This window comes from Streptococcus ratti FA-1 = DSM 20564 (genome assembly GCF_000286075.1).
GTDB classification, from domain to species: Bacteria; Bacillota; Bacilli; order Lactobacillales; family Streptococcaceae; genus Streptococcus; species Streptococcus ratti.
The window spans coordinates 49,427-72,352 of sequence record NZ_AJTZ01000005.1; the positions used below are offsets into that span (position 1 = coordinate 49,427).

Here is a 22,926-nt window from a genome sequence, read left to right on the forward strand (position 1 = left end):
TTAGGAGAAAAATAATAAATATGGAAGACCCTGGTAGTCAATCCTTAATCTTACAATTCTTAATACTGCTTATTTTGACGCTTTGCAATGCCTTTTTTTCAGCCACTGAAATGGCTCTGGTGTCTTTAAATCGTGCGCGCGTTGAACAAAAAGCTGAAGAAGGCGACAAAAAGTACATCCGTCTCTTGAAGGTTTTAGAAAAGCCAAATCATTTTCTCTCAACTATTCAAGTTGGCATAACCCTTATCACCCTTCTGTCTGGAGCAAGTTTAGCAGATTCTCTGGGAGGTGAAATTGCTGCCTGGTTCGGCAATTCGGCGACAGCACGAACTGCAGGCAGTATCATCGCTCTTGCGTTTTTGACTTATATTTCAATTGTCTTAGGAGAGCTTTATCCCAAGCGCATTGCCATGAATTTAAAGGACAGTCTGGCAGTGTATTCAGCTCCGCTTATTATTTTGCTGGGTAAGCTTGTCAGTCCTTTTGTTTGGCTTTTGTCAGCTTCAACTAATCTGCTGAGCCGTATCACGCCGATGACTTTTGATGATGCTGATGAGAAAATGACGCGTGATGAAATCGAATATATGCTGACAAACAGCGAAGAAACCCTGGATGCTGATGAAATCGAAATGCTGCAGGGCGTCTTTTCACTTGATGAGTTGATGGCGCGTGAGGTTATGGTTCCTCGGACCGATGCTTTTATGGTTGATATCAATGATGATACAAGTGATATTATTCAGGCTATTTTAAATGAGAGATTTTCCCGTATTCCTGTTTATGATGGGGATAAGGATAAAATTATCGGTCTTATTCATACAAAAAGGCTCTTAGATGCCGGTTTCAAAGAAGGTTTTGATCATATCAACCTGCGCCGCATTTTGCAGGAACCGCTTTTTGTGCCGGAGACTATTTTTGTCAATGACCTCCTGACGGCTCTTCGAAATACTCAAAATCAAATGGCTATTCTTCTAGATGAATACGGCGGTGTGGCAGGCCTTGTGACTCTGGAAGACCTCCTAGAAGAAATTGTCGGTGAAATTGATGACGAAACTGATAGGACTTCTATTTCTGTTCGGGAAATTGCAGAGAACACTTATATTGTTTTAGGGACAATGACTCTCAATGACTTTAATGAATACTTTGAAACGAACCTTGAAAGTGATGATGTTGACACCATTGCCGGCTTTTACCTGACCGGTGTCGGAACGATTCCAAGCCAGGACGAAAAGGAGCATTTCACTGTTGACAGCAATAATAAACACCTAGAGCTAATCAACGACAAGGTTAAGGACGGACGCATAACCAAACTGAAATTGCTGGTAACAGAAATTGAAGAAACAGAAGATGAAAAAGACTAAACAGAATGTTAGTCTCAGAGTGTAGACAAACACATTTTTCAATGCAAACATGCTTTGAAGTTCTTCAACTATCGATTAAATGGCTTTGGTTTGCGAGCGAAGCGAGCCTTAATCCGAGACTTTCCGCCGTGATAAAAGTGGCAGAAACCCCATTGTTTCTGCCACTCGGAAGATTTGAGACCTTAGGCTCAAATCTTAGGCATGGAATTCCGAAGGAAGTCGCTGCCGTCCGCATCACCTAAGGAAAGTCTCACAAAAGACTTTGTCTTCAAGTTGAGACTAAACAGAATGTTAGTCTTTTTTACTTTTAAAGTGTTATAATAATATCAGATAAACGTTTACAGGAAAGAAAATTATGACAGAAGAAATTGACTACAGAAAGGTAACCGGGCTTGTTCACTCAACAGAATCTTTTGGTTCTGTTGACGGTCCGGGCGTGCGCTTTGTCGTTTTTATGCAGGGCTGTCAAATGCGGTGTCAGTACTGCCATAACCCAGACACTTGGGCAATGACCAATGATAGAGCAACAGAGCGAACAGCAGAAGATGTTTTGGAGGAGGCTCTGCGTTTTAAGGGATTTTGGGGCGATAAGGGAGGCATCACAGTCTCCGGTGGTGAAGCGACCCTTCAAATTGACTTTTTGATTGCTCTTTTTACCTTGGCTAAAGAAAAGGGTATTCATACAACTCTGGATACCTGTGCGCTTACCTTTAGAAATACGCCCAGCTATCTGGAAAAATACAATAAATTGATGGCAGTCACTGATCTGGTGCTTTTAGATATCAAGGAAATCAACCCTGAACAGCATAAGATTGTGACCGGCCACGGCAACAAAACTATTCTGGCCTGCGCTCGTTATCTGTCTGATATCGGTAAGCCTGTTTGGATTCGTCACGTTTTAGTGCCGGGTCTGACAGATCGTGATGAAGATTTGATCAAATTGGGTGAGTTTGTCAAGACCTTGAAAAATGTTGAGCGTTTTGAAGTGCTTCCTTACCACACAATGGGAGTATTCAAATGGCATGAGCTGGGAATTCCTTATGCCTTGGAGGGTGTCAAACCGCCGACACCGGATCGTGTTCGCAATGCCAAAGAGCTCATGCACACAGAAACATACGAGGAATACAAGCGCAGAATCAATGGCTAACAGTCCAAAGATGCTAGCTTGAAAAGACAGCTCTTCTATGTGTTTTGTTCTCATAACTGATTATAGAAGGCCGAAATTAATATTTTCGGTCTTTTTTGCAGCTTCTTAAATGACAATCTTTAAAGTCTTTAAAATCCGGTTAAAGCTTCTTTTGCTTAATGACATCAAATTTGGTAAAATGAGATGAAAAATAAAAACGAGGTAATATTATGTCTAAAATTTTAGTTTTTGGTCACCAAAATCCAGACTCAGATGCTATTGGGTCATCAGCTGCTTTTGCTTATTTGGCTAAAGAAGCTTATGGATTGGATACTGAGGCTGTTGCTTTGGGGAGGCCTAATGAAGAAACAGCATTTGTTCTTGATTACTTTGGTGTGAAAGCACCGCGCGTGGTAGAATCAGCTAAGGCTGAAGGTGTGGGGACTGTCATCCTGACTGACCACAATGAATTCCAACAATCCATTTCAGATATCAAAGATGTGACGGTTTATGGTGTGGTTGATCATCACCGTGTGGCTAATTTTGAAACTGCTAACCCACTCTTCATGCGTTTGGAACCTGTAGGATCAGCCAGCTCAATCGTTTACCGCATGTTCAAAGAAAGCAATGTCGCTGTACCAAAAGAATTGGCAGGTCTCATGCTGTCAGGTTTGATTTCAGATACTCTTCTGTTGAAATCGCCGACTACCCATGCAACAGATCATCAAGTAGCTCAGGAATTAGCTGAATTAGCAGGTGTCAACCTTGAAGAATACGGCCTAGCTATGCTTAAAGCAGGTACAAACCTTGCTAGCAAGTCAGCAGAAACCTTGATTGACATTGATGCCAAAACCTTTGAACTGAATGGCAATAATGTCCGTGTCGCTCAAGTCAACACCGTTGACATCAACGAAGTTTTGGCTCGTCAAGATGAAATCGAAGCAGCTATCGAAAATTCTCGCGCAGCCAATGGCTATTCTGATTTTGTCTTGATGATTACTGACATCCTTAACTCAAACTCAGAAATCTTGGCACTCGGATCAAATATGGATAAAGTCGAAGCCGCCTTTAACTTTACCTTAGAAAATAATCATGCTTTCTTGGCAGGTGCCGTTTCTCGTAAGAAACAAGTTGTACCGCAATTGACAGAAAGTTTTAATGGATAAAATCTCGAAAAGAAGAGGATAGGAAAAATTCCACCTCTTTTTTTGAGGTCTTCTGTAGACTTTAAAGCTTTTTAAAGTGTCTATCAATTATTTTTATTAAAGGCACTTTCATCGAATTCAGTCTAGAAGGCTAATTTTCTGCTATAATATTTTTATGATTAAAATTTATAATGGCAGCAAATTAACACGCCAGCCATTTTTCACAGAGCTTATCCATTATCTGCACATTCATGATAATGTTACACTCCGGCAGATTAAGAAAGATTTTTCTGACATTAAGAATTTAGAGCGCTCTATTGAAGACTATGTGCAGGCAGGTTATATTTTACGTGAAAATAAGCGTTACAGTAATGCTTTTGAACTGTTAAAAAATCTTGAAGGCCTGACAGTGGCCAGCCAGATTTTTGTAGATGATCAATCGTCCACTTATCGGGATTTACTGGCTTTAAGTTTTGAAACCTGTCTGTCCAATCAGACAAACAAGGCGCTTATTGTCGAGAAAACAACTATTAGCAGGGATTCTTTAACGCTGTCCAATTACTTTTTTAAACTCAGCGAAAATCTGCCTCTATCAAAAGAACAAAAAGAATTGTATAATCTTTTGGGTGATGTTAATCAGGAGTATGCCCTCAAGTATATGACGACTTTTTTGTTGAAGTTTGGTCGCAAGGATGTGGTCAAGCAGAAGCGTCCGGATATCTTTGTTCAGGCTTTGGCGCTTTTAGGTTATTTGGAACCGTTAGATGAGCAGGGTTATGGTTTGAAGTTGACTTTCGATAAAGAGAAATTGATTTTTTCATCATAAGGTCTCTCTTTTAGCGTTCTTAAGAGCAATAGAGGAAAAATGAAATTAGAAAGATTATTGGCTATTTTGTCCCTGCTTTCAGAGAGAGATAGGGTAAGGGCTAAAGAGTTGGCAGAAAAATTTGAAGTATCCAGGCGGACGATTTATCGAGATTTGGAAAGTCTCAGTCAAGCAGGATTTCCTATTATTTCTTATGCTGGCCGCAATGGCGGTCTTTCGCTGATGAAAAACTATAAGATAGATAGGCGTATCTTATCAAAGGCAGATACTAAAAATCTTTATTCTGCTTTAAAGGGCTTGCAAAGCATTAAGCAGCAGCCAGAATTGACTGCCCTGATAGCAAAACTTTTGCCTGAGGAAAAGGGTAACCCCGCAGCAGATTATGATATCCATTTTTCTTCTTGGTATGCAGACAGTTTCATTCAAAAGAAAATTGATATCTTGCAAGAGGCCATTGAAGGAAAATCTTGTGTCTTATTGGATTATATTTCAAGTTCTGGCAGAAGGAAGCGGAAAATTGAAGCTTATCAATTCGTCTTTAAAGATTCAGCTTGGTACCTGCATGCCTTTTGTCACAATCGTCAGGACTTTCGTCTTTTTAAACTGCAGCGAATGGCATCTTTAACCTTGCTGGAAGAAAAATTCCTAGGCCGTCCTTATCCAGCTTTAACATTACAAAGCACAGCTTATTCTGATTTTTCTTTAGAACCGATGGAAGGCCATACCAAGGTTATTTTGGCTTACAATCCTGAGGATGCTTTTGCGATAACCAAGGTACTGGATGCTTCCATATTAGCCGCTTCTGAAAAGGAAGGCGTGATGATCTTTTATACGGCACATTTGGCCATGGCTTGTGATTTGGTCTTTCAATTACTAGAAAAGGTCAGGGTTCTTGAGCCGATTGAACTACAGCAACAGGTTGAAAAAAAGTTGGACGAAATCCAATCCTTTTATAAAAGATGACATAAAGATGTCATCTTTTTTCGTTTATACTAATAGCTGATAAAATAGAAAGCAGGTAGAACAATGAAAAATGACATTCTTGTTTATGTCTTTGATGACTATGCTGACTGGGAGCCAGCTTATGTTTGCGCAGAATTAAATAGGCAGGACAGTCCCTTTCAGATTAAAACCATTGGTTTAGATAAAGGGCCTAAAATATCCATGGGCGGATTTCGCGTGATTCCTGACCATGATCTGATGGATTATCCTAAGGAATTTAAACTCTTGATTATTCCTGGCGGAGATAGTTGGCTGGCAGGGAAAAATACTGAAATCTTACCTGTAGTAGACTATGCTGTTCGCCATCACATACCAATTGCTGCCATTTGTGCCGCTACCAATGTTTTAGCTGAAAATGGTTACTTGGATCATGTCAAGCATACTGGCAATACCCTTGAATGGATGAAAGAACAAGCTCCTCATTATCGTGGAGAAGCCTTTTATGTAGAAGAACAGGCAGTCAGTGACGGCGGTATTGTAACAGCAAACGGGACAGCAGCCTTAGAATTTGCTAGAGAAATTTTCTTCTTACTAAATGTTAAAACCCCTCAAGAAATAGAGGAGTGGTATCATTTTAATAAAGTGGGCTTCTATCATTAAACAGCTTTTAATATCATCTTGTTTTGAAAAAATGTATAATAAGGAGGAGGTAGATTATGATTGATCATTTTGGCATTACTGTAAAAGATTTGGGAAAAAGCAAAGCCTTTTATCAAGCAACCTTAGCACCTCTAGGTTATGAGCTAAAGGTTGACAATCCTTTTTGTGCCAGTTTTTCAGAAACTCGTAGTACAGATCCTGCGGGGGATTTTTGGGTTAGTAAGGGCGAAAAGTTCCCGCCATTGCATTTTGCTTTCAATGCTCAAACACGAGAAGAAGTCAGAGCTTTTTATCAAGCTGGTCTGAAAGCTGGTGCGGCTGATAACGGTTCTCCAGGTATTCGAGAAAACTATCATCCTAACTATTATGCCGCTTTCTTGATTGACCCAGATGGCAATAACATTGAAGCTGTTTGCCATAAGAAGGAGTAGACTATGGCCAATCGTCCTGATTTTTTTCAAATTAAAACCTATGAGGCGTTTTGCAAGTATTATTGGTATCGGAAAGAACTATCGCAGATTTGTCGACGGCTGGGCTATCGCTGTTCCGGAACAAAGCAGGAATTAATTGCTCTTATCAAGGCTTATTTTGCAGGCGAAGTGGTGAAGTCTGCAAAGCCTAGCAGGTCTAAGGCCGTTGGTAATAAGGCTGTCAAAAAGATTGCCTTAGATAGCCCGCTTCTGGCTTGTGGCTTTGCCTTTAATCAAACCTTTCGGGCCTATTTTGCTGAGCAGACTGGTATTGAGCCTTTTAAATTCACTGCGGATATGGCAACGGCCTGGCGAAAAGTGAAAGAGGAAAATGACTGGTCCTTTACGCTTCAAGATATGCTGGACCTGTATGAAGGCAAGTCACATTATGCTAAGTATGATAACAGGGCTTGCCAGTGGAATCAATTTTACAAAGATTTCTGTGCCGATAAAAAAACCGCTGCTATCAAAAATAAAATGAAAGCAGCAGCTATTCTTTGGCGAGAAGTCAGAGATTCAGATGGTCCCAAAGTTTACTCATCTCAATTATGGGACAGGTATTCAAATGTGTTAGGAAATGACTAAAGAGAGTAGAAGGGAGGTGTTTGACATGATAGAAAGATTAGATTTTAGTTGTCCGACCATTCCTGAGGGTGGAGAATTTCCGCTTGAACATACAGGAAAGGGAGAAGACAGGTCACCTGAATTTTACATCAAGAATCTTTCTCCTCAAGCCCAAACACTTGCTATTACTTTGGAAGATTTGACCCATCCTCTTAAAAAGGAATTCACCCATTGGCTCATCTGGAATCTTCCGGCTTCCAGTCACATTAAGGACAATTTGCCTCAGGGTTTTGAAGTAGCAATCCCTCAAGGAGCTAGGCAGGGGATAGCCTACGGCTGGCATCGTTATGCCGGTCCAAAACCTCCGCTAGGTCAAAATCATCAATATCGCTTTACGATTTACAGTTTAGACTGTTCCTTAAGTTTGAATCGCTGGACGCGAAAAAGCAGCCTTTTAAGAGCTATGGACGGACATGTTTTACAGAAAGGTCAACTAACAGCTTCTTTTGGGAACAAAAAGATCTGGAATCAAGATTCCAGACCAATGATGGTATGATCAAGCTTTGGAGCTATTGCAGGGGTTTTGTTTTTTAAGAATATTGGTAAGAGGGGGTATTCATGCCTCTCTTTTTATTTGTCTGCTTTTGTCATTAAGTGGAGGAAATAGGGAGCACCTAAAATGGATACGATAAGTCCTGTTGGAATTCCTGTACCAATGAGAAAAACACGTCCGATAGTGTCAGCAAGCAGCAGTATGAGCATGCCAATCAGCATGGCAGCAGGTAAGCTGATAAAGTGGTTATTCCCTAAAATTTTTCGGCTGATATGGCCTGCGACTAAGCCGATAAAGGTGATATTACCGGCTAATATGACACTGAGAGCTGCCAGACTTGTGGCTAGAATCAGCGTTATCAGCCGTTCTCTTTGCAGCTTTAAGCCAAGTGCCAGAGCCGTGTGATCGTTTAAACTCATAATATTAAGTATCTGGCTGCGGCTGTAGGTAAGCCCCCAAAGAATAAGTAAGAAAGGGGATAGGATAGCTAAACTTGTCCAGTTGTCACCGCTGAGACGGCCGCTCAGCCAGCCAATAATATAATCCACCTTGTAGCGATCAATACTGCCGACAATAGAAACCATGATTCCTGACAGCATGGTACTGACACCGACTCCTGTGATGATGAGACGGGCAGGACTGATATTATTGTTTTTCTTGCGGGCCATTAAATAGACCGCTAAAATTGTCAGACAGCCCCCCATCATGGCAAAAAAGGGTAAAAAGGCTATAACCCAGCGCTTTTCCAGACTGGCATAAGAAATAGTCAAGGCAATGGTCATACCCGCTCCGGTATTGATTCCTAAAATACCAGAATCAGCTAGGGGATTGTGGGTCAGCGTTTGTAAAAGCATACCGCTTAAAGCTAAAGAGGCACCTGCCAGCAGAGCGACAAGGATTCTAGGCAGCCGCACTTTCACAATAATCATAGTCAAAGCACTGTTGCTTTGGCCAATAAAAACATTGAGAACATCAAAAATAGAAAAGCTGCTCTCCCCGATGGCGAGTGACAAAACAGCCAGCATCAAAAGCAAAAGGATCAACAGTATGAAAATCTGTCTTGTCTGTAAATGTTTTTTCATAGATGCTGCCCCCTTTTAATCAGCCATAAAAAGCAAGGAAGGCCAATGATGCTGATAAGAGCACTTAAGGGTACTTCATAGCCGGGATTGACAGTTCGGCAGGCCAAATCCACCCAGAGCATGAAAACAGCTCCTAAGAAGGCAGTTAGGGGGAGGAGGAAGCGATAATTTCTGCCGATAAACATTCTGATGAAATGCGGAATAATCAGTCCCACGAAAGCAATAGAGCCCACAAGCGCAACAGCAGAGGCAGACAGAATCAAGACAATTCCCAGCAGGATCAGAGTTATTAAAAAGGTTCTTTGTCCCAGTGATTTAGCGACTGTTTCATTAAGACTTAAAACAGTCAGCTGGTGGGAAAAAAGCTGCGCTAAGATCAAGCCGATAATGATAAAGGGAGCAATGATTTTAATCATCGACCAATTGACAGAGACCAAGCCCCCAGCCTGCCAGCCGACAATGGCTGTTGATAAATTGAAATAAAGGGTGATAGCTTGGCCAAAAGCGCTAAAAAGCGTTGAGATCATAGCTCCTGCCAAGATCAATCGTATCTGATTGTAGCCCTTTCTGGGTGTATAGGACAAGGAAAACACAAGCACAGCTGCCAGACCCGATCCCAGCAAACAAATGAACAGGATAAAGCTATAATGCAGGTGTCTGAAAAAAGCATAACCGATAACCAGAGCAAGCCCCGCTCCGGCATTAATCCCTAGCAATCCGGGATCTGCAATTGGATTTCTGCTTACTCCTTGCATAATGCTGCCAGCTGTTGCCATAGCAGATCCAACTAGGAGGGCGCCGGCTATCCGCGGAATTCTGACATCAATAACGACATCTTGAACAGCAGATGAGGTAAGAGGGTGTCTCAGCACTTTGACTAAGTCTGCATTTGAATAGCTGACAGCTCCATATTTCAAGCTGCAATACAAGCCGCTGATAAATAACAGTAAAATAATGAAAAAAACAAGCCAAAAGTTTTTTGGCTTATTTGCTTGAGCAACTGATGTCATAAGCATTTTTCAACCTCATTGGACGGCCTTCAAAATACCCTTTTGAAGAGTTTTCAGTTCATACTCAAGTGTCAGCGGGTCGTTAAAGTAAAAGGCATTAGCGTTAACCTTGATAACATGGCCTTTTTTGACCGCAGGAATATTTTTCCAGAGATCGCTTTCATACAGCGATGCACCGGTCTTTTTATCCTCTGCGGCGACAATGACATAATCCTCAATATAATCACCGATGACTTCCTGTGAGGCAGACAAGTAGCCTTCCGGAAAGACTTCTTTAACGACCTTGTCGGGTGCTTTAAAACCGAGGGCTTGATAGATCACTTCGCCGCCGCGGCCCCAATTGTTGCCGAAAAGATAGATTTCTTTTTCAAAGAGTCCCATAACAGTAAATTTAGCATCGCTGCCAACAGCCTTGGTTAATTTTTTCTTGGCTTTGGCGGTTTTGACTTTCCAGGCAGTGCGCCACTGTTTGGTTTCTTTTTCCTTATTGAAAATTCTGCCAAAGTCAGAGAAAACATCAAGGTAATTGCGCTTGCCGTATTCAATTGAAATAACAGGAGCGATGTCCTTTAATTGGTCAATCTTTTCTTCTGTTGAGCCAACCACGATTAAATCAGGCTTAAGGGCAGTAATGGCTTCAAGGTCTGATGAGGTCACTTGTTTGGCTTTTTTCACTTTATTTTTGAGGACAGGGTTTTTCTTGTCATAGGAAGACACTCCGACAAGATTTTGGTTGAGTTTCAATAGATAACCAGTGTAAGTAGAGGTGATGCTGACCACGCGCTTGGGCGATTGAGGCACCTCGCCGTAATAAGTAACACCGGAAATTTTTGGCATGCTGGAAACAGCCGCTTTTTTATCTGATGATTTTGAAGCATTGCCGCAGGAAGCAAGGATAAGTGCAGCAGCAAATGCTATTAAAACTGTAAGAGTTTTTTTAAAGTTCATGTATTATCTCCTAAAAATCTATATTAGCTGATAAGTCAGCAGAACAGGGCGTTTGTGGATAGGGTCTTCAATAATCTGAGCATCTATTTGAAAAATATCCCTTAAAATAGGAGCGGTCATCATTTCTTTGACATCCCCTTGGTATTTGATACTGCCATTTTTCATGGCAATAAGATAGTCAGAAAACCGGGCGGATAAGTTTAAGTCGTGCAAAACCATAATGATTGTTTTTTGCGTTTTACGGTTGAGTCTTTGCAGAAGCTCTAAAATCTCCAGCTGATGATTCATATCAAGATAGGTCGTCGGCTCATCAAGAAAAATAGTATCTGTATCTTGGGCGAGTGCCATGGCGATCCAGACACGCTGCCTTTGACCGCCGGAAAGATTGTCAACGTCCAGTTTAGCAAATTCGACAACTTTAGTTACTTCCATAGCCCAGTGGATCTTGTCCCTATCGTGCTGAGAAAGGTTTCCCAAATATTTTTGATGAGGAAATCTTCCGTATGAAATTAATTCATAGACTGAAATTCCTTCAGTTGCCTCCAAAACCTGAGGAAGCAAAGCCAGCTTTCTGGCGACTTCTTTGGTGGGCAGCTGAGCGATTGCTTGGCCGTCAAGAAGAATCTGTCCCTTATTGATGGCCTGAATGCGGGTCAGAGTCTTTAATAAGGTTGATTTGCCGCAGCCATTGGCTCCGATGATGGTTGTGATCTTTTGATGGGGAATCTGAAGCGATAAGTCATCAATGACAATGGTTTGATCATAAGCAACCTGGATGGATTCAGCACGAATATCAGACATGTCTAGCCTCCTTTCTTCAAAATTATGATTATTATAGCATAGAAAAAAGGCTTAAAAAAGCCTTTTCAAACAGGAAATACGAATTTTTTGGACAGCAGATATTTGTTTAGAATCATTCAAATTAGTACTTAAAATGATTCTCATTAAAGCTTGTTAGGAGATTTTTTAGCATCAAAGATATGTCTTAGCAATCTCAATATCACCGGCATAATCTGCCCGCCGCCCTTTAACAATTTGAAAAGCGTCAGCTCCCTTACCTGCCGCAATGACAGCATCGTTTTTGGTCTGTGTCAGTGACATGGCCTTTTGAATGGCCTGCTTACGGTCAACAATAATAGCCACAGGACGTTTGATATAGCTGGCTATTTCCTGACAGATATCAAAAGGATCTTCATTATTGGGATCATCAGCTGTCAGAATAACAGTCAGGTCAGGGTGTTGATTGATGATGCGGCCGAAATCTTTGCGGCGGCTTTCGCCCTTGTTTCCGGGAGCTCCGAGAATCAGGATGAGTTTGCCCCTTTGGTGTTCCTCTACAACTGACAGCAGTTTTTCAAGGCTGTCACCGTTGTGTGCATAATCCACAAAGACCTTAGCCCCATTTTTTTGAGTGAGCACTTCCATACGACCGGGAACCCTTGTTTGAGCGATGCCTTTTTGAATATCGCTCGGACTGGCTCCCAGCTGCAGGCAGGCAAGGCCTGCAGCCAAGGCATTTTCCTGGTTGAAAGAACCGATTAGCTGAATATCATAATGGCCTGCTAGTTTTCCTGTAAGATCAAAGGAGAAGGCCTCGCTGTTTGTGATTTGATTGTCAGAATATTTCCCATAAAAATCATGCGGTTGGCTAGCAACCTGATCCTGGACAAGAGTAAAATAATCCATTTGGCTGTTGACAACAGCGTAGCGGCTATTTTTAAGCAGGAGCCGCTTATGGTAAAAATAATCTTCAAAAGTAGGGTGCTCAATTGGTCCGATATGATCAGGACTGATATTGAGAAAAACACCGACATCAAAAGTCAGGCCGTAAACCCGCTTGACCAGATAGGCCTGGCTGGAAACTTCCATAATAAGATGGGTCATGCCATTGTCAGCAGCCTGAGCCATCATTTTAAAAAGGTCCAAGCTTTCAGGAGTTGTCAGTTTTGATTTGAAGAATGTTTTTCCATCCAGTGTTGTATTCATGGTAGAAAGCATAGCCGGACGGTGGCTTTGCTGTAAAATATAATAAGCAAAATAAGCTGCAGTTGTCTTGCCCTTAGTTCCGGTAAAGGCTAAAGTTTTCAATTTATCTTGAGGATTGCCATAAAATTCCTTGGCAACAAGGCTCATAGCATTTTTAATATCATTGACGATGATTGCTGGAATACCAACCTGATAATCCCTTTGAGCAATGTAAAAGGGCAGCCCTTTTTGCACAGCAGTCGTGAGAAATTCTTTTTTAAAATTAAGCCCTTTGGCAAAAAAGAGGGTAGAGTCACTTACGTCTCTGCTGTCATAAGAAACATGGCTGAAAGTGAAATCGGGATAATTATTTAGGTAATGCTCCGCGTCAATTATTTCACGAAAATTGCCATCCTCTTTGAGAATACTGAGTGTCTTCTTTAATGTAATCATACCTTTTATTGTAGACTTAAAGTTAGTGTTTTACAAGTACCAAGCAAAAGTTTATAATAAATTTATTAAAAACTAGAAAGAAAATTTATGTCTGAAAATAAAACTAAACTGAGTCAGCAAGAGCAGATGGTCCGCGGGACTGCCTGGCTGACTGCCGGCAATTTCATCAGCCGGCTTTTGGGAGCTGTCTATATTATTCCCTGGTATGCTTGGATGGGAAGATATGCTGCCGAAGCCAATGCCCTGTTTGGAATGGGCTATGAGATTTACGCCCTGTTTTTGCTGATTTCAACAGTTGGCATTCCAGTTGCTGTTGCCAAACAGGTTTCCAAGTATAACACATTGGGAGATCCGCAAAAGAGTACCTATCTTGTGCGTAAAATTTTGCATTTTATGCTGCTTTTGGGCCTTGTCTTTGCATTGGTGATGTATGTGGGTTCTCCTTTTTTTGCTTCACTCAGCCGTGGGGGGCAGGATTTGGTGCCGGTTCTTAGAAGCTTGACGCTGGCTGTTCTTGTCTTTCCGTCCATGAGTGTGCTCAGAGGTTTCTTTCAGGGATTTAACGATCTAAAACCCTATGCCATGAGTCAAATTGCTGAGCAGGTTATCCGTGTCATCTGGATGCTCCTCACGGCCTTTTTCATCATGAAAATGGGATCGGGCAATTATGTTGAAGCCGTGACACAATCCACCTTTGCTGCCTTTGTGGGGATGTTTGCCAGCATTGCTGTGCTCATTTATTTCCTGTGGAAAAATGACTTATTGGCTGTTCTGTTTGGTAAAATGCCTGACAGTATGGTGATTGATACCAAGGCTCTGCTTGTTGAAACAGTCAAAGAAGCCATTCCTTTTATCATCACGGGATCGGCCATTCAGGTTTTCAAGCTGATTGACCAGTTTACCTTTGGCAATACCATGGCTCTTTTTACTGACTATTCCGATAGAGAATTAAAGGTTATGTTTGCTTATTTCTCAACTAATCCGGGCAAGGTAACTATGATTTTGATTGCAGTTGCGACAGCTATTGCGGGTGTTGGTATTCCGCTTTTGACGGAAAATTTTGTTAAAAAGGACAAAAGAGCTTCTGCTCGTTTAGTGGTTAACAATCTGCAAATGCTGATGGCCTTTATTGTTCCGGCTATTGCTGGTTCTGTTATTTTGGCCAGACCGCTTTATACGGTCTTTTATGGTATGCCTCAGGGACAGGCTTTGGGGCTGTTTGCAGCTTCTCTTTTACAGACGGTCATTTTAGCTATCTATACTGTTTTAGCTCCCATGCTGCAGGCCCTGTTTGAAAATCGCAAAGCGATAAGATATTTTGTTTATGGTGTGATTATCAAGTTGCTTCTGCAAGTTCCTTTGATTTATCTGTTTCATGCCTATGGTCCGATTATTTCAACAAGCCTTGCCTTGTTGGTTCCGATTGTGCTCATGTATCTTCGTATCCACAAGATTACAGGCTTTAGCCGCAAGGCTGTCAGAAGAACAAGCCTTTTGGTTCTTATTTTGACCGCTCTAATGAGCCTTGCTGTTGGGGCAGCCGTTTGGCTGCTTGGCCTTTTCTTTGCTGACAGCGGCAGACTGTCAAGTCTAATCTACGTTATTTTAATAGGCTGCGTGGGTATGGCTGTTTACGGCATCTTAGGTCTTATGACGCATTTGCTGGACAAGATGCTGGGAGAAAAAGCCCAGACTCTCCGCCGAAAATTACATCTGGAATAATTTATCTTTTTGATAAGAGTGGGGTCTGGCTCACTCTTTTTTGAGTTTAGCCCAGCGTTTTAAGTGCGGCTATAGTTATTTTTTATAGCTAACTATTGAGAAATAGAATAGGAATAAATGCCGCTGCAATAAGGAAGAAGTGGTAAAATAAACTCATTAGGTTTGAAAGGCAAAAACTATGACAGATGATTATAAATTAGAAACCATTTTAGCTCATGCGGGCGTTAATACAGATAAAACAACAGGCGCCCTGATTGCGCCCCTTCACTTTTCAACGACTTACCAGCATCCGGAATTTGGTCAGTCTACCGGCTTTGATTATACACGCACTAAAAATCCTACCCGTGCTGTCTTAGAGGAAACGCTGGCTAAGATCGAAAAGGCAGACCATGCTCTTGTGACAGCATCCGGCATGGCAGCCTTGGTGCTGCTGTTTAATGGGTTTCCTGCTGGCAGCAACATCGTTGCGGCGCGCGATTTATATGGCGGATCCTTCCGCTGGTTTAATGAACAGGAAGCAAGGGGCCGTTTTTCCTTTACCTATACTAATAGGGAAGATGAGATGATTGCTGCTATTTCAGATGAAACAGACTATGTCTATCTCGAGACACCGACAAATCCGCTGATGATTGAATTTGACATCAAAAAGATCGCTCAGGCAGCGCATGCACATGGTGCCAAAGTAATCGTTGACAATACGTTTTACAGCCCTGTTTATCAAAATCCAATCACCTTAGGAGCCGATGTTGTCCTGCACTCAGCCACCAAGTATCTGTCGGGCCACAATGATGTTTTAGCTGGTGTTTTGATGACCAGTGACAAAGATATTTATGATAAACTGTTTTATGACCAAAATACTACGGGACCAACGCTGTCGCCTTTTGATGCCTACCTGCTGATGCGCGGGCTTAAAACATTAAAACTGCGTATGGAAAAGGCAACGCAAAATGCTAAGGCGATTGTTGCTTATTTGGAACAATCACCCGCAGTCAAGGATGTTCTCTATACCGGTAAGGGAGGCATGATTTCCTTCAAAGTGGCTGACGAAGATAGGATTCCGCAGATTATTAATGGTCTGCAGGTTTTCACTTTTGCGGAAAGCTTGGGCGGTATTGAAAGCCTGATTACTTATCCGGCAACGCAAACACACTTGGATATACCTGCAGAAGTCCGCCATTCTTATGGTCTGACGGATGATCTTCTGCGCCTGTCAATCGGAATTGAGGACGCAGAAGACTTAATCAATGATTTAAAGACAGTTTTAGAAGCATAGGAGATAAAAATGGCTCAATTTGATTTTACAACATTGCCGGATCGTCTTAAAACGCATTCGGAAAAATGGAAGGAAGTCCAAAAGGACAAAGAGCTGCTGCCTTTATGGGTGGCAGATATGGATTTCTTAGCTTTTCCAGAAATGCAGGCTGCTATTCAGCGCTATGCTAATTTTGGCATTTATGGCTATCCTTATATTTGGGATGGTGTACTTGAAGCTATTCAAGACTGGGAAAAAAATGAGCACGGTTACCAGGTGGATAAAGAAGCCATTGTCCTTATTGAAGGAGTCGTCCCTGCTATATCAGTAGCCATTCAGGCCTTCACTCAAGAAAAGGACGCCGTTCTCATCAATACACCGGTTTATCCTCCCTTTGCCCGCTCTGTCAAACTCAACAACCGCCGATTGATTGAAAATTCTTTGGCGGAAAGACATGGCCATTTTGAAATCGACTTTACTCAATTAGAAAAAGACATCGTAGAAAATCAAGTCAAACTTTATGTCTTTTGCAGCCCTCATAATCCTGGGGGGCGTGTCTGGACACCTGAGGAGTTACAAAAAGTAGGTGAGCTCTGTCAGAAGCACGGAGTTATTCTAGTTTCAGATGAGATACATCAGGATTTAGCTCTGTTTGGTCATAAGCACCACAGTATCAATACTGTCGGTGACTTCGGTCAGTTCAGTTTAGTTCTTTCCAGTGCGACTAAAACCTTTAATGTTGCCGGAACTAAAAACAGTTTTGCTATCATTGAAAACCCAGCCTTGCGAGCTCAGTTCAAAAAAAGGCAGTTAGCTAATAATCAGCATGAGGTACCAACCATCGGTCTTATAACAACAGAGACTGCCTTTCGTTACGGCAAACCTTGGCTGACAGAATTAAAGCTGCTTCTGGAAAAACACAGCGATTTTCTAGCAGATTATCTAGAGCAGCATACTAAGATCAGGGTCATGAAGCCAGAAGGAACCTATCTCGTATGGCTGGATTTCTCAGCCTACAACTTATCAGACGAGGAGCTTCACAAAAAAATCAAAGGAGAAGCCAAGCTTATTCTTAATGTAGGCTCGACCTTTGGTAAAGAAGGCGTAGGCCATGCCCGCCTCAACCTCGCTACCCCCACACCAGTCCTGCAGGAAGCCTGTGAGCGATTAGCTAAGGTTTTTGCAAAATAAGAGCTACTGAGCAGCTAAAAGGCACTGCCCCCCCTCCTTTTCAGCAGTGTCAAGGAGAGCCAGTGATTTTTTGGGTTGGTTTTTAGAATGAGGATGTAGGTTAACTTTTATTAAAAAACAATCATAATGATTCGAAAAATTACGGTTTGTTGCAAAGTGTTGTTATTTGTGTTAAATATTACAAAATATCTTGTGAAAGAAAAATATAAGCGTTAAAGTATCCACATAATTTCAAAAAGGAGATTTTTATGCATACATCAAGTTTGAATTCAATGGCTTTTGATAACTTTGAAGCAGTAGGTATGGATTATCTGTCTATTAGTTGATGGTGGAAGCTTTAGTTGGAGAGGTTTCAGCGACGCAATTGGTGTGGGTGGACTTGGAGGAGCAGCTGCTGGAGCAGCTCATGGAATATATACTGGTGCAATTGGCGGTACCTCGGTCTGTCCTGGTGTAGGGACTGTAACAGGGGCAGTGGCATGTGGTGTAGGTGAAGGATTTATAGGAGCTGTAACTGGCGCAATTGGTGGTGGGGTGACCTACTTAGCCCATGAATATTTATGATAGGATATCAATATGGAGTACTTTATCGTTGGAGCAATTACAGCACTGCTTGTATTAACGCTCTTAAATCTAAAGAATCGAAAAAAATAATAAATTAGATTGGCAGTGCACTGATTAAAACAGATACAGAGTTTACTTTAATAATTTAACAGCATTCTGCCTTTTGGAATATGGGTGTTAATCTATCCTAAGTATAAGGTGTATACGGCATGCATTAAAAAATATCAGCACAAATTTTAGAAAAGGTGATAGTGATTCATGCACCTCATTCGGTTAATCTTAGTCTTACTTGTTCTTTGTGCACTGGCACTTATTTCTTACCGCAGTAAAAACATTATTATTTCATTTATATGTATTTTCGTCTTGCTTGCTTTATTTGCTTATTATCTCTTGCATTAGTAAAAGCAAAGATTCATTGTTAATGACGGTCGAACCTTTGGCTCAGAAGACCGCAAACATTTCCGTCTCAAACCCGCAGCTCCTAAAAGATTTATTGAAGAAGCCTGTCTGAGAATTGCTGGAAGGAAGTCTGCAATCCTAAAAAATTCTGCTGATTTTTCACGAAAGTTAGTGAGTTTTATGCTATAATAAAAAGAAATAAATAGAAGGAGGTTTTCCTATGGGGAAATTTCAAGTTATTTCACATCCGCTCATTCAGCATAAACTCTCTATTTTACGTCGTGAAGATACGTCAACCAAACATTTTCGTGAGTTGGTAAATGAGATTGCCATGCTTATGGGTTACGAAGTTTCTCGCGAATTGCCGCTGGAAGAAGTGGAAATAGAAACACCGCTTAAAAAGACGGTTCAAAAGCAACTGACAGGTAAAAAACTGGCAATTGTTCCGATTTTGCGTGCTGGTATTGGCATGGTGGACGGTCTTTTAAGTCTGGTCCCGGCTGCTAAGGTCGGCCATATCGGTGTGTACCGTGATGAAGAAACTTTGAAACCGGTAGAGTATCTGGTAAAGCTTCCTGAGGATATTGATCAGCGTCAGATTTTTGTTGTAGATCCTATGATTGCTACTGGAGGTTCAGCAGTTTTGGCAATTGATTCTCTGAAAAAGCGCGGAGCAGCCAATATTAAGTTTGTTTCCCTTGTGTCAGCTCCCGAAGGAGTCAAGAAACTGCAGGAAGCTCATCCGGATATCGACATCTATACTGCTGCTCTGGATGAAAATCTAAATAAAAAAGGCTATATTGTTCCCGGTCTGGGTGATGCAGGCGATCGTCTCTTTGGAACCAAGTAAGCAGTATTTTTCTGGAAAATTATGAGAAAGCAAGGCAGCTGCAGGGCACAAACCGTCAGCTGCTTTTAATCTTTGCTAAAACTGCTGAGCAGAGAAAAATTTACAAAATGTGAAGTAAATATTTGACCTTTTTTGACCAATGAGATATAATAACTCCAAGATTGAATTAAAGGAGAAAAATAATTATGATTCCTGTAGTTATTGAACAAACAAGCCGTGGAGAACGTTCTTATGATATCTATTCACGTCTTTTAAAAGATCGTATTATTATGCTGACTGGTCCTGTCGAAGACAATATGGCAAATTCTATTATTGCTCAGCTTCTTTTCCTGGATGCTCAGGACAACACAAAAGATATTTATCTTTATATTAATACACCAGGCGGCTCTGTTTCAGCAGGTTTGGCAATCGTTGATACTATGAATTTCATCAAATCAGACGTTCAGACTATTGTTATGGGAATAGCAGCGTCGATGGGAACAATCATTGCATCCAGCGGTACCAAGGGCAAACGGTTCATGCTGCCAAATGCTGAGTACCTGATTCACCAGCCAATGGGCGGAACAGGTGGCGGTACACAGCAGACAGATATGGCTATTGCAGCTGAACAGCTCTTAAAAACGCGTAAGAAGCTGGAAAAAATTCTGTCAGATAATTCTGGCAAGACAATTAAGCAGGTTCACAAAGACGCTGAACGCGATTACTGGATGGATGCCAAAGAAACCCTTAAATATGGCTTCATCGATGAAATCATGGAAAATAATGAACTGAAGTGATGCTGATTTGTGATATTAGCGAATCTGATAACAATGAGTGAGAGCTGGCATGTCAAGTCTCACTCATTTTTTTGTGGGAAAGAGTTGACAGATAAATTGCTTCAAGAGAAAAGACGGAAGCAGTATTTTTTGATATAATGGCATTATGTTAAAAATGGATGATCAGCTCTTGGCTATAGATGATGCTCTTGATGATGTCATAGCAGCTTTTTTAGACTTAGACACAGTTAAGGCTTATCAAGTAGCTGTCAAAGCTGTCTCAGCAGATGAAGAGCTGCAAAAACAAATCGATACCTTCCAGCATTTAAAAGCAGACTATGATAGGCAGCAGTTCTTTGGGAAATACCGTCCGGAAGTGGCTCAGCTGAGAAAAGCTGTCCTGAGGCAAAAGCGTCAGCTGGATTTAAATGATAAAATGATTGCTATGAGAAGAGCCGAAGTGGATCTGCAGACGGTTTTGGCTGAAGTATCGCAAAAGATAGCGGCGGCCGTCTCACCGGATATTTTTGTCGATACAGGCCTGCCACTGGCACCCCGTAAGGCGCCTCATAAAAAGGGCCGCGGAAAAAATATTAAAGAAGGATAAGAAAAATGTTTGAAAAAAACAAGCGGTTAGGAATTAGTGTTTATCTTTATTACAATCGTGATGCCAGAAAACTGAACAAGTACGGGAAAATCCTCTATCATTCGCACCGTCTGCGCTATCTAGTGGTTTATGTGGATCAGACAGAGGCTGATGCCGTCATTGAAGAGCTTCAGAATCTTAAATTTGTTAAAAAAGTCCTTCCATCCTCTTTAGATGATATTGATCAGGATTTTGTCGGCAGCCTGCTGCGCTAGGCGTCAGTCTGCAAAAAATAAGAAATTATGCTTGACAATTTTCAGATAATTCAGTATTCTTATTGATGACTATAATTTAAGACAATCTTAAGGAGAAAACAATGGAGAAGAAAAAAATAGCTCTAGCAGCTCTTTCTTTTGTCAGTGCAGCTGTTCTTGCGGCTTGCGGTTCTGCACCGGGCAGCTCATCAGATGCTGCCGGCAATAAAATCGGAGATACCGTTAAAATTGGCTATAATCTTGAGCTTTCAGGAGATGTAGCAGCCTACGGACAAGCTGAAAAACAAGGTGCTGACCTTGCTGTTGAAGAAATCAACAAAGCGGGCGGTGTTGATGGTAAAAAGATTGAAGTAGTTTCTAAGGATAATAAATCGGATAATGGTGAAGCTTCAACAATCTCAACTAACCTTGCTACTCAAAGTAAAGTCAATGCTATCTTAGGCCCGGCAACATCCGGTGCGACAGCTGCAGCCAGTCCAAATGCTAATGACGCAGCGGTGCCGCTTGTAACACCTTCAGGAACACAGGACAGTCTGACTTACTCTAAAGGCAAAGTTCAAGAATTTGTTTTCCGTACAACTTTCCAAGACAGCTTCCAAGGAAAAATTATTGCTAAGTATGCTACTGATACTTTGAAGGCTAAAAAAGTTGCGCTTTATTATGATAAGTCAAGCGACTATGCACAAGGTATCGCTGATGCGTTTAAAAAAGCTTATAAAGGTAAAATCACTGTTGAAGATACCTTCCAAGCAAAAGATCAAGATTTCCAAGCGGCTTTAACAAAGTTCAAAAATAAAGAGTTTGATGCTATTGTTATACCAGGTTATTATACTGAAACTGGTTTAATTACAAAACAAGCGCGTGATATGGGCTTAAATCAGCCAATCTTAGGACCCGATGGTTTTAATGATGAAAAGTACATTGAAGGTGCTGGTGCAGCTAATACAAACAATGTTTACTATGTATCTGGTTACTCAACAAAAGTTGATTTAACAAGCAAGGCAGAAAAATTCTTAAAAGCCTACAAAGCAAAATACGGCGAAGAACCAAATATGTTTGCCGCTCTGGCTTACGACTCAGTTTACATGATTGCTGATTCTGCAAAAGATGCTAAGACATCAAAAGATATTGCAGAAAAACTTGCTAAACTGAAAAACTTTGAAGGTGTAACAGGTAAGATGACAATTGACAAGAAACATAATCCTGTTAAATCTGCTGTTATGGTCGGTCTTAAAGATGGTAAGGAATCTACAGCGACAGCTGTTGAAGTCAAATAAGGCAGGCTTAAACCTAAACAATGAAAATCTGGGGAGCCATCTTCCCAGATATTATTTATTTATAGAAAGTTTGGTAAAATTATATGCTCCAACAACTTATAAATGGTCTTATCCTCGGGAGTGTTTATGCGCTGTTAGCCCTTGGTTATACCATGGTTTATGGAATTATCAAGTTGATTAACTTTGCTCACGGAGATATTTACATGATGGGAGCCTTTATTGGTTATTTCCTGATTACACAGTATCACCTCAATTTCTTTGTGGCTCTTGTCTTAACAATGGTTTTAACAGCTATTTTGGGAGTTGTCGTTGAATTTCTTGCTTATCGTCCTTTGAGAAATTCAACACGGATTGCAGCTTTAATCACTGCAATCGGTGTTTCTTTCTTCCTTGAATACAGTATGGTCCGCCTTGTCGGTGCCAACAAACACGCCTTTCCGCAGACGCTTGCAACGGTTAAGTATAATTTTGGGCCAATCAGCGTCACCAATGTACAGCTGATTATCTTGGGCGTCTCTATCTTTTTGATGCTGGCTCTGCAGTTTGTTGTCCAAAAGACCAAAATGGGGAAAGCCATGCGGGCAGTGTCTGTTGACAGTGACGCGGCTCAGTTGATGGGGATTAATGTCAACAGTACCATCAGCTTTACATTTGCTCTGGGCTCTGCTCTTGCAGGTGCTGGCGGTGTTTTGATCGGTCTATATTATAACTCTGTTGATCCTTTGATGGGAATGGTTCCTGGTATTAAAGCCTTTGTTGCTGCTGTTTTGGGTGGTATCGGTATTATTCCGGGTGCTGCTGTCGGTGGCTTTTTAATCGGTCTTTTGGAAACTTTTTCTGTTTCCATTGGACTTGCAAGCTATAGAGATGCTGTTGTTTACGCTGTTCTTATCATTATTCTTTTGGTAAGGCCGGCCGGTATTTTAGGAAAAAATGTGAAAGAGAAGGTGTAA

At 41.3% G+C, this 22,926-nt stretch carries 24 protein-coding genes; 19 read left to right on the forward strand and 5 right to left on the reverse strand.

Features of this window, described 5'->3' with window-relative positions; all coding sequences use genetic code 11:
* The first annotated feature begins 20 nt into the window (after positions 1–20).
* From SRA_RS02215 to SRA_RS02255, 9 genes are all read left to right on the forward strand, one after another.
* Positions 21–1,358 carry a hemolysin family protein gene (locus SRA_RS02215; protein WP_003087151.1) on the forward strand — a complete coding sequence of 446 codons (1,338 nt, stop codon included), beginning with the start codon at positions 21–23 and terminating at the stop codon, positions 1,356–1,358.
* Between the two features lie 355 nt (positions 1,359–1,713).
* On the forward strand, positions 1,714–2,505 hold the full coding sequence (pflA, locus tag SRA_RS02220; protein WP_003087154.1) for a pyruvate formate-lyase-activating protein: 792 nt from the start codon (positions 1,714–1,716) through the stop codon (positions 2,503–2,505).
* A 209-nt stretch (positions 2,506–2,714) separates the two neighbouring features.
* Complete coding sequence (locus SRA_RS02225) at positions 2,715–3,650, forward strand: manganese-dependent inorganic pyrophosphatase (protein ID WP_003087157.1); 936 nt, start codon at positions 2,715–2,717, stop codon at positions 3,648–3,650.
* Between the two features lie 154 nt (positions 3,651–3,804).
* Positions 3,805–4,455, forward strand: coding sequence for a DUF1803 domain-containing protein (locus SRA_RS02230; RefSeq protein WP_003087174.1), 651 nt, complete (start codon positions 3,805–3,807; stop codon positions 4,453–4,455).
* Positions 4,456–4,494: 39 nt separating this feature from the next.
* Complete coding sequence (locus tag SRA_RS02235) at positions 4,495–5,418, forward strand: helix-turn-helix transcriptional regulator (RefSeq protein ID WP_003087184.1); 924 nt, start codon at positions 4,495–4,497, stop codon at positions 5,416–5,418.
* Positions 5,419–5,481: 63 nt separating this feature from the next.
* Entirely contained in the window at positions 5,482–6,057 is a 576-nt protein-coding gene (locus SRA_RS02240) for a type 1 glutamine amidotransferase family protein (protein ID WP_003087186.1), read from the forward strand.
* Positions 6,058–6,113: 56 nt separating this feature from the next.
* Complete coding sequence (locus SRA_RS02245; RefSeq protein ID WP_003087188.1) at positions 6,114–6,488, forward strand: VOC family protein; 375 nt, start codon at positions 6,114–6,116, stop codon at positions 6,486–6,488.
* Between the two features lie 3 nt (positions 6,489–6,491).
* A complete protein-coding gene (locus SRA_RS02250; RefSeq protein ID WP_003087189.1) occupies positions 6,492–7,112 on the forward strand; it encodes an SAP domain-containing protein in 621 nt (206 codons plus the stop codon).
* 25 nt (positions 7,113–7,137) lie between these two features.
* Positions 7,138–7,647, forward strand: a complete 510-nt coding sequence (locus SRA_RS02255; RefSeq protein ID WP_003087191.1) for a YbhB/YbcL family Raf kinase inhibitor-like protein — start codon at positions 7,138–7,140, stop codon at positions 7,645–7,647.
* Positions 7,648–7,721: 74 nt separating this feature from the next.
* Here SRA_RS02255 and SRA_RS02260 read toward each other — a convergent pair whose 3' ends face one another.
* From SRA_RS02260 to SRA_RS02280, 5 genes are all read right to left on the reverse strand, one after another.
* Complete coding sequence (locus tag SRA_RS02260; protein ID WP_003087193.1) at positions 7,722–8,726, reverse strand: FecCD family ABC transporter permease; 1,005 nt, start codon at positions 8,724–8,726, stop codon at positions 7,722–7,724.
* Positions 8,723–9,742 carry a FecCD family ABC transporter permease gene (locus tag SRA_RS02265; RefSeq protein ID WP_003087194.1) on the reverse strand — a complete coding sequence of 340 codons (1,020 nt, stop codon included), beginning with the start codon at positions 9,740–9,742 and terminating at the stop codon, positions 8,723–8,725. The genes SRA_RS02260 and SRA_RS02265 overlap by 4 nt, the downstream gene beginning before the upstream one ends.
* Positions 9,743–9,751: 9 nt before the next feature.
* Positions 9,752–10,684 carry an ABC transporter substrate-binding protein gene (locus SRA_RS02270; protein WP_003087196.1) on the reverse strand — a complete coding sequence of 311 codons (933 nt, stop codon included), beginning with the start codon at positions 10,682–10,684 and terminating at the stop codon, positions 9,752–9,754.
* A gap of 18 nt (positions 10,685–10,702) precedes the next feature.
* Entirely contained in the window at positions 10,703–11,485 is a 783-nt protein-coding gene (locus SRA_RS02275; protein WP_003087198.1) for an ABC transporter ATP-binding protein, read from the reverse strand.
* Positions 11,486–11,656: 171 nt separating this feature from the next.
* A complete protein-coding gene (locus tag SRA_RS02280; RefSeq protein WP_003087200.1) occupies positions 11,657–13,102 on the reverse strand; it encodes a UDP-N-acetylmuramoyl-L-alanyl-D-glutamate--L-lysine ligase in 1,446 nt (481 codons plus the stop codon).
* Positions 13,103–13,189: 87 nt separating this feature from the next.
* Here SRA_RS02280 and SRA_RS02285 point away from each other — a divergent pair, with 87 nt between their 5' ends.
* The 10 genes from SRA_RS02285 (at position 13,190) to SRA_RS02330 (ending at position 22,926) form a co-directional block, all read left to right on the forward strand.
* On the forward strand, positions 13,190–14,824 hold the full coding sequence (locus tag SRA_RS02285; protein WP_003087202.1) for a putative polysaccharide biosynthesis protein: 1,635 nt from the start codon (positions 13,190–13,192) through the stop codon (positions 14,822–14,824).
* A 178-nt stretch (positions 14,825–15,002) separates the two neighbouring features.
* On the forward strand, positions 15,003–16,097 hold the full coding sequence (locus SRA_RS02290; RefSeq protein WP_003087204.1) for a cystathionine gamma-synthase: 1,095 nt from the start codon (positions 15,003–15,005) through the stop codon (positions 16,095–16,097).
* 9 nt (positions 16,098–16,106) lie between these two features.
* Entirely contained in the window at positions 16,107–17,267 is a 1,161-nt protein-coding gene (locus SRA_RS02295) for a MalY/PatB family protein (RefSeq protein WP_003087206.1), read from the forward strand.
* A 369-nt stretch (positions 17,268–17,636) separates the two neighbouring features.
* Entirely contained in the window at positions 17,637–17,831 is a 195-nt protein-coding gene (locus SRA_RS02300; protein WP_003087208.1) for a hypothetical protein, read from the forward strand.
* Positions 17,832–18,450: 619 nt separating this feature from the next.
* Positions 18,451–19,080: a uracil phosphoribosyltransferase gene (gene upp / locus SRA_RS02305; RefSeq protein WP_003087210.1), complete on the forward strand. Its 630-nt coding sequence runs from the start codon at positions 18,451–18,453 to the stop codon at positions 19,078–19,080.
* A gap of 185 nt (positions 19,081–19,265) precedes the next feature.
* The gene (gene clpP, locus SRA_RS02310) at positions 19,266–19,856 is read left to right on the forward strand and encodes an ATP-dependent Clp protease proteolytic subunit ClpP (protein ID WP_003087212.1); all 591 of its coding nucleotides are present in this window, start codon (positions 19,266–19,268) and stop codon (positions 19,854–19,856) included.
* A 145-nt stretch (positions 19,857–20,001) separates the two neighbouring features.
* On the forward strand, positions 20,002–20,442 hold the full coding sequence (locus SRA_RS02315) for a YlbF/YmcA family competence regulator (protein ID WP_003087214.1): 441 nt from the start codon (positions 20,002–20,004) through the stop codon (positions 20,440–20,442).
* Between the two features lie 5 nt (positions 20,443–20,447).
* A complete protein-coding gene (locus SRA_RS02320) occupies positions 20,448–20,696 on the forward strand; it encodes a DUF2129 domain-containing protein (RefSeq protein WP_003087216.1) in 249 nt (82 codons plus the stop codon).
* A 101-nt stretch (positions 20,697–20,797) separates the two neighbouring features.
* The gene (locus SRA_RS02325; protein WP_003087218.1) at positions 20,798–21,973 is read left to right on the forward strand and encodes an ABC transporter substrate-binding protein; all 1,176 of its coding nucleotides are present in this window, start codon (positions 20,798–20,800) and stop codon (positions 21,971–21,973) included.
* Positions 21,974–22,056: 83 nt separating this feature from the next.
* Complete coding sequence (locus SRA_RS02330) at positions 22,057–22,926, forward strand: branched-chain amino acid ABC transporter permease (RefSeq protein WP_003087220.1); 870 nt, start codon at positions 22,057–22,059, stop codon at positions 22,924–22,926.